At 67.2% G+C, this 6,835-nt stretch carries 6 protein-coding genes; 4 read left to right on the top strand and 2 right to left on the bottom strand.

Annotated features, from left to right (window positions below; translation table 11 throughout):
- Nucleotides 1–193: 193 nt before the first annotated feature.
- Nucleotides 194–1,021, bottom strand: a complete 828-nt coding sequence (locus QMX79_RS19210) for an inositol monophosphatase family protein (RefSeq protein WP_282248198.1) — start codon at nucleotides 1,019–1,021, stop codon at nucleotides 194–196.
- Between the two features lie 121 nt (nucleotides 1,022–1,142).
- Between QMX79_RS19210 and QMX79_RS19205 the strand changes: the two genes are divergently transcribed.
- From QMX79_RS19205 to QMX79_RS19195, 3 genes are read left to right on the top strand one after another with little or no spacing between them, the layout of a single operon-like run.
- Nucleotides 1,143–1,913, top strand: a complete 771-nt coding sequence (locus QMX79_RS19205) for an RNA methyltransferase (protein WP_282248197.1) — start codon at nucleotides 1,143–1,145, stop codon at nucleotides 1,911–1,913.
- A 56-nt stretch (nucleotides 1,914–1,969) separates the two neighbouring features.
- Entirely contained in the window at nucleotides 1,970–2,929 is a 960-nt protein-coding gene (locus tag QMX79_RS19200) for a phosphate/phosphite/phosphonate ABC transporter substrate-binding protein (protein ID WP_282248196.1), read from the top strand.
- Nucleotides 2,926–5,052 (top strand): EAL domain-containing protein, encoded by a 2,127-nt coding sequence (locus tag QMX79_RS19195; protein ID WP_282248195.1) that lies wholly within the window; start codon nucleotides 2,926–2,928, stop codon nucleotides 5,050–5,052. Before QMX79_RS19200 ends, QMX79_RS19195 begins: the two co-directional genes overlap by 4 nt.
- 42 nt (nucleotides 5,053–5,094) lie before the next feature.
- Here QMX79_RS19195 and epmB read toward each other — a convergent pair whose 3' ends face one another.
- Nucleotides 5,095–6,123: an EF-P beta-lysylation protein EpmB gene (gene epmB / locus QMX79_RS19190; protein ID WP_282248194.1), complete on the bottom strand. Its 1,029-nt coding sequence runs from the start codon at nucleotides 6,121–6,123 to the stop codon at nucleotides 5,095–5,097.
- 69 nt (nucleotides 6,124–6,192) lie between these two features.
- Between epmB and efp the strand changes: the two genes are divergently transcribed.
- Nucleotides 6,193–6,762 (top strand): elongation factor P, encoded by a 570-nt coding sequence (efp, locus tag QMX79_RS19185; RefSeq protein ID WP_282248193.1) that lies wholly within the window; start codon nucleotides 6,193–6,195, stop codon nucleotides 6,760–6,762.
- Nucleotides 6,763–6,835 lie beyond the last annotated feature (73 nt).

Here is a 6,835-nt window from a genome sequence, read left to right as displayed (position 1 = left end):
GGGATGCCCTGGCCGGACTTTGAGCAGCATGGATGCTGCGATAAGCCCCATGGATGGGTTCACGCGTGTCCGGCCAGGGCATCCCCGTCCTCGCCCCGCGCAGGAACAACCAAACAGCCAACGCTCTACGCGCGGAGGCCAAAACAAAAACGGCGCCCGAAGGCGCCGTCGCTTGAATCTCACATCAACCGGATCAGAACTTGGCGTCGAACTCAGCCGCGTAGCCGGTGTTGACCAGCACCTTCTGCAGGATGTCGGTGTTCTTCACGTTGCCAGCCACGATCTGCTGGGTTTCCGGGCCACGGCTGTCCATGCGGCCCGGGGTCGCGCCCTTGAAGTCGCAGACGCGGCCGCCGGCTTCGCGGACCAGCAGCACGCCGGCCGCGATGTCCCAGGCTTTCACGCCTGCTTCGAAGTAGGCATCGGCGCGGCCGCAGGCCACGTAGGCCAGGTCCAGCGCGGCCGAACCGGTGCGGCGCACGTCTTCGGCGTGGACCAACAGCGCGTCCACCGCCTTCAGCTGGGCGCTGGTGCGGGCGCGCTCGCGCGGGGCGAAGCCGGTGTGGATCATCGCGCCGGCCATGTCCTTGCGGTCGGCCACGCGGATGCGGCGGTCGTTCAGCACCGCGCCTGCGCCACGGCTTGCGGTGAACAGTTCATTGCGGAGCGGATCGAAGATCACCGCGTCGATCGGCTCGCCGTTTTCGACCAGGGCGATGGAGACGCAGTAGTGCGGGAAGCCGCGGAGGTAGTTGCTGGTGCCGTCGAGCGGGTCGATGACCCACATGTAGCGGTTGACGGCCTGCACGCCGCCTTCCTCGCCCATGATCCCGTACTCGGGATAGGCGCGCTTGAGTTCCTTGACGATCACCTTTTCCGCGTCCGCATCGACTTCACTGGCATAGTCCATGCGCCCCTTCTGCACGACGTTCAACGCCTCCAGCTTGTTGATGTTGCGCAACAGGACGTTGCCGGCGAGGCGGGCGGCCTTGACCATGACGGTGACGGCGGGTTTCTGCATGGCGAAAAGCTCCCGGAAAGGCAGAGTAGGGGGTACTGGCGGGGGAAAAGAGCGGTCCCGGCGCAGAGGCCGGTCGCACAGTTTACCATTTGTGACTGTCCTGCTCGCGTTTGGCCTGTTCATGTCCACTGAATCCGCTTCCTCCCGTATCCGTTTCGTCCTCGTGGGCACCCAGCACCCCGGCAACATGGGTGCCGCCGCCCGTGCCATGAAGACCATGGGACTGGGCCGGCTGGTGCTGGTTGCCCCCGAAAAGCCGCTGGATGAAGAAGCCTTCCGCCGCTCGGCCGGCGCCGAGGACGTGCTTGGCGACGCCCCCGTGGTGGCCACCCTGGCCGAAGCCGTGGCCGACTGCCGGCTGGTGCTGGGCTGCACCGCCCGCGCCCGTCGCGTCCAGCTGGAAGAACTGCTGCCCGGCGTGGCCGCCCAGCGCGCCCTGGCCAAGGCGGCCGAGGCCGATGGCGAGGTCGCCTTCGTGTTCGGGCGCGAGCGCACCGGCCTGACCAATGAAGAACTGCAGCTGTGCCATCTGGCCGTGCACATTCCTTCCAACCCGGAGTTCAGCTCGCTGAACCTGGCCGCCGCCGTGCAGGTGCTGGCGTATGAGCTGCGCATGGCCAGCCTCGGTGGGGTGGAAGCGGCCGCACCGGCCGATCCTGAACATCGTGAACAGCCGGCCAGCCATGCCCAGGTCGAAGGCCTGTTCGGCCAGCTCGGCCAGACCCTGGACGAGATCGACTTCCACAAGGGCCGCGCCCCGGATTCGGCCATGCGCAAGCTGCGCCGCCTGTTCCTGCGCACCGAACTGAGCGAACAGGAAGTGCGCCTGCTGCGCGGCATCCTGGCCGACGCCCAGCGGATGGCACGATTGGCGAACGCTAAACCCGAATGACCTGACGCACGTCTCACTTTTTCGGGTAGGCTGTCTCGATTCCTTGGGGGGAGCGAATGGGATTGCCGGTACTGCGATGGCTGTTGCAGGGAGGGTTGCTGTGTCTGGCCATCGTCATGACGGCTGGCACCGCAGCGGCCGCCCCCGATGACACCCGTCCAGGCCACGCCGACCCGGACCACGTCCTGGTGCTGGGCCGGATCAGCGACAACCCCAAGTCACACTATGCGCAACTGCAACCCCTGCTCGACTACGTTGTCCCGCGCATGCGCGATGTCGGCATCACCGAAGGCCGCATCCTGATGGCGCCCGATGCGCAGCAGATGGCCAGCTACCTGCGCCGTGGCCGGGTCGACTGGGTCACCGAAACCTCCGGTACCGCCGTCAACCTGGGCCTGCGCAGCGGCGCCCAGCCGCTGCTGCTGACCGAACGCAGTGGCGTGCGTGATTACCAGACCGTGTTTTTCGTGCGCCGCGACAGCCCCATCACCTCCCTGGCCGACCTCAAGGGCCACACCCTGGCCCTGCAGAACGTGGCCTCCACCAGCGCCTACCTGGTGCCGGTGATGACCCTGTTGCAGAACGGCCTGACCCCGGAGATCCTGTTGTCCGCGCGCGACGCGGCCGCACCGGACACCGTGGGCTACGTGTTCGCGCGGTCGGAGGCGAACATCGCCACCTTCGTGCATAAGGGCGTGGTCGATGCCGGCGCGGTCAGCAGCGTGGACTGGGCCGATCCGCACCGGATTCCGGCTGCATTCCGCCGCGACTTCCGCGCCATCTACCGCACCGAGCCTTACCCGCGTGCGGTGGAAGTGGTGCGGGCGGGGCTGGACCCGAAAGTGCGTGACAGGTTGCAGCAGGTACTGCTGGATGCCGCCTCGGATCCGCAGGCGCAGGATGCGCTCGAGAAGTTTTTTGGTACGTCCGGGTTCCATCGGGTCGATGCGCAGATGCAGCACCGTTTGGATGAATTGAAACAGGGTCTTACACGCGTGCGGATGGAAGTGGAATGAGGCCGTTGGGTTCCGGAATGCAGTCCCGTTTCGTGTTGGCGATGGGCGGGGCGATGGTGGTGGTGGTGGCGATCGTGGCCGTGGTGCTGGGGCGCCAGGCGGCGATGCAGGAGGAGGTCAAGCACCTCAGCGGCAGCGTCATCCACGAACTGTTCGACCGCAGCGTGCGCAGCCGGGGCGAGGCCCTGGCGCGCGAGCTGTCCGACGCGTTGGCCAACCCGCTGTACTACAACGACCTGGCCCAGGTGGGTGCGCTGGTGCGCAACACCTCGCGGCAGCAGGTCGTGCGCTACGTGCTGGTGTTCGACGAGGACGGCAAGCTGATCCACGACGGCTCGGCCGAAGTGATCGATTTCGGTCGGCCCATGCAGGACCCGCTGGCCGCCGGGGCAGTGGGCGCGCGCAAGCTGGTGGTGCAGCAATCGCCCAAGGTGCTGGATAACGCCATGCCGATCATGGTTGGCAACCAGCGCATCGGCGGCGTCCGCGTCGGCATGGCGCTGGATGACGTGCAGGCCATGGAGCAGCGGGCCAACCTGACCCTGGGCGAGCGCCTGCAGCAGGTGGGCAAGCGGCACCTGGGCTGGCTGCTGCTGATGCTGGGCCTGCTGCTGGCCATCGGCGTGGTGGTCATCATCTACGTGCAGCGCACCCTGGTCGGCCCGATCCGCGGGCTGGCCACTGCCGCGCGCCAGATCGAAGCCGGCGATTACCGCCCGCAGCTGAGCCACAGCAGCCGCCAGGACGAAGTGGGCGAACTGGTGCGTGCGTTCGGCCGGATGAGCGAGGCGATTGCCCGCCACGACCGCGAAGTGCGGCACATGGCCTACACCGATGCGCTGACCGGGCTGACCAACCGGCTGGCGTTCCGCGAGGCGCTGGACCACCGGCTGATGGCCGCGCGTGCGTCCAACCACCGCTTGGGCCTGTTGTTTGCCGACATGGACGACTTCAAGCGGGTCAACGACACCCTCGGCCACGAGGCCGGCGATGAAGCGCTGCTGCAGTTCGCCCAGCGCATCAGTGCGGCCGTGGCCCAGGCCGGCGGTGACGAAGCGCTGCTGGCCCGTTTTGGCGGCGATGAATTCGTCATCCTGATCGGCGATGGCGACGTGGCGGCGAGCGCGCGCCAGCTGGCTGAGATCCTGGTCCGCGAGCTGAGCAAGCCGCTGGTGGTGCAGGGCCGGGAGCTGTTCCTCGGTACCTCCATCGGCGTGACCCTGTTCCCCGACGATGCCGCCGATGCGACCACCCTGCTGAAGAATGGCGACATCGCCATGTACCAGGCCAAGGTTGCCGGCAAGAACTGCTACCGCTATTACAGCCGCGCCATGGACCATGCGGTGGAACGCCGCGTGCACATGGAACAGGAGTTGCGCGGTGCCTGGGAGCGCGGCGAGCTGCGCCTGGTCTACCAGCCCATCTTCCGTACCCGCGACCGCCGCATGGTCGGGGTGGAAGTGCTGCTGCGCTGGCAGCACCCGACCCTGGGCACCATTCCGCCCTCGGTGTTCATCGAAGTGGCCGAACAGAGCGGCCTGATCGAAGTGATCGGGCCGAAGGTGCTGCGCGCAGCGTGCATGGAGGCGGTGCAGTGGCCGCATTCGTCCGATGGCGAAGGCATGTTCGTTTCGGTCAACGTCTCCCCGCGCCAGCTGCGCGGCGGCGAGCTGCCCCAGCTGGTGGCCGACTGCCTGCGCGACACCGGCCTGCCGGCCTCGCGCCTGCACCTGGAGCTGACCGAAACGGCGGTGATCGGCGATGAGATGCTGGCCGCGGCCCTGCTGGATAAGCTGCACCGCACCGGCGTGAAGGTGTGGCTGGATGACTTCGGCACCGGCTTCTCGGGCCTGAGCCACCTGCGCCAGGTGCCGGTGGACGGGGTCAAGATCGACAAGAGCTTCGTCGCCGACATGCAGCGCGACCCGGACGACCTGGCCCTGACCACGGCGATCATCGCCATGGCGCACGCGCTGGGGATCACCGTGGTCGCCGAAGGCATCGAACAGGAAGTGCAGTTCGACCTGCTCAGCCAGCGCGGCTGCGACCTGGCGCAGGGCTACTGGCTGAGCGTGCCGATCACGGCCACCGACGTCGTCGAGATGATCGAATCGGGACGGTAAAGGCGTGACGACCAACGGTCGTCACCCACCCGCACTGCGGCGTCAGACGGGGCGTTTGCTGGAATCGCCGGAGATTTCCCGCACCAGCTTCGGCACCAGGTAGCCCGACAACCGCGCCGTCAGCTGCGCATGCAGCGACTTGGCCGTCGCATCATCCACCTCGAAATGCGCCACGCCCTGCACCCGGTCCACCTGGTACAGGTAATACGGCAGCACGCCTGCAGCAAAACTGCGCTCGCTGAGGTCCTGCAGCGCCTCCAGCGAATCGTTCACCCCGCGCAGCAGCACCGCCTGGTTCAGCAGGGTGGCGCCGGCACCGCGCAGGCGCGCCATGGCCGCATCCACCGCTGCATCGAATTCATTGGCGTGGTTGGCATGGATCACGAACGCCACCGGCCAGGGCAGGGCGGCGATCCACTGCACCAGCTCCTCGTCTACCCGCTCGGGCAGCACCACCGGCAGGCGGCTGTGGATGCGCAGGCGGCGCAGGTGCGGAATCTGCTTCAGCGCCTGGGTCAGCTCCACCAGCTTGTGGGTCGCCAGCGACAACGGGTCGCCGCCGGACAGGATCACCTCGTCGATCCCCGGGTCCTGTGCAATGGCGTCCACTGCCTCACGCCATCCCTCGCGGGCTGCGTTCTCGGTGCCGTAATCGAAATGCCGGCGGAAGCAGTAGCGGCAGTTGATCGCGCAGCTCCCGGTGGTCACCAGCAGGGCGCGGCCCTGGTACTTCTGGATCACCCCGGTGGCCTTGCGGGCCAGGCCGTCGCCGACCGCATCCAGGGTGAAGCCCGGCGCGTGCTGCAGCTCGTCGGTGACCGGCAGCACCTGGCGCAGCAGCGGGTCGTGGCGGTCGCCGTGGCGCATGCGCGCAATGAAGCCCTGCGGCACCCGCAGCGCGAACTGACCGGCCGCCTCGGCCGATACCGGCAGCGCATCCGGGTCCAGCCCCAGCTGTTCCAGCAGGGTCCGCGGGTCGCGGACCGCCTCGCGCCACAGCTGTTGCCAGCGGACGGGGGTGGGCAGGGGCGTGGCGGAAAGCTGCATGGAATGGGGGCCTGCGGTTATCATAGGGAAAGCCTTTCCATTCTATCCGGCTCGCCGCGCCTGCGCGGCGTTTGCCCATTCAGGAGTTTCAGCATGGCCACTGTTGGCATGAACGACGTCAAGAACGGGATGAAGATCCTGGTCAACAATGAACCGGCGGTCATCACCGAGACCGAGTACGTCAAGCCGGGCAAGGGCCAGGCCTTCACCCGCATGAAGTACCGCTTCATCAAGTCGGGCCGCGTGGTCGAAATGACCATGAAGGCCACCGACGACGTGGAGAAGGCGGACGTCGTCGATACCAACATGAACTACATGTACACCGACGGTGAGTACTGGCACTTCATGGACCCGGAATCGTTCGAGCAGGTCCAGGCCACCAAGTCGGGCATGGGCGGCGCCGAGAAGTGGCTGAAGGGCGAAGAGTCCTGCATCGTGACCCTGTGGAACGGTGAGCCGATCTTCGTGCAGCCGCCGAACTTCGTCGAACTGAAGATCACCGAAACCGACCCGGGCGTCCGTGGCGACACCTCGGGCGGCGGCGGCAAGCCGGCCACCCTGGAAACCGGCGCCGTGGTCCGCGTGCCGCTGTTCGTCAACCAGGATGAAATCATCAAGGTCGACACCCGCTCGGGCGAGTATTCGGCCCGCGCAGGCAAGTAATTCGACCCCGGTCGAATGACGGTGGCCGGCGGGGCCCGCCCCCCCCCCGGTCTGAAAAACAAAAAAACCACCC

Source organism: Stenotrophomonas sp. PS02300, assembly GCF_029959395.1.
Lineage (GTDB): Bacteria > Pseudomonadota > Gammaproteobacteria > Xanthomonadales > Xanthomonadaceae > Stenotrophomonas > Stenotrophomonas maltophilia_AD.
Note: the sequence above shows the minus strand (reverse complement) of the source record. Positions and strands in the feature narration are given on the sequence as shown.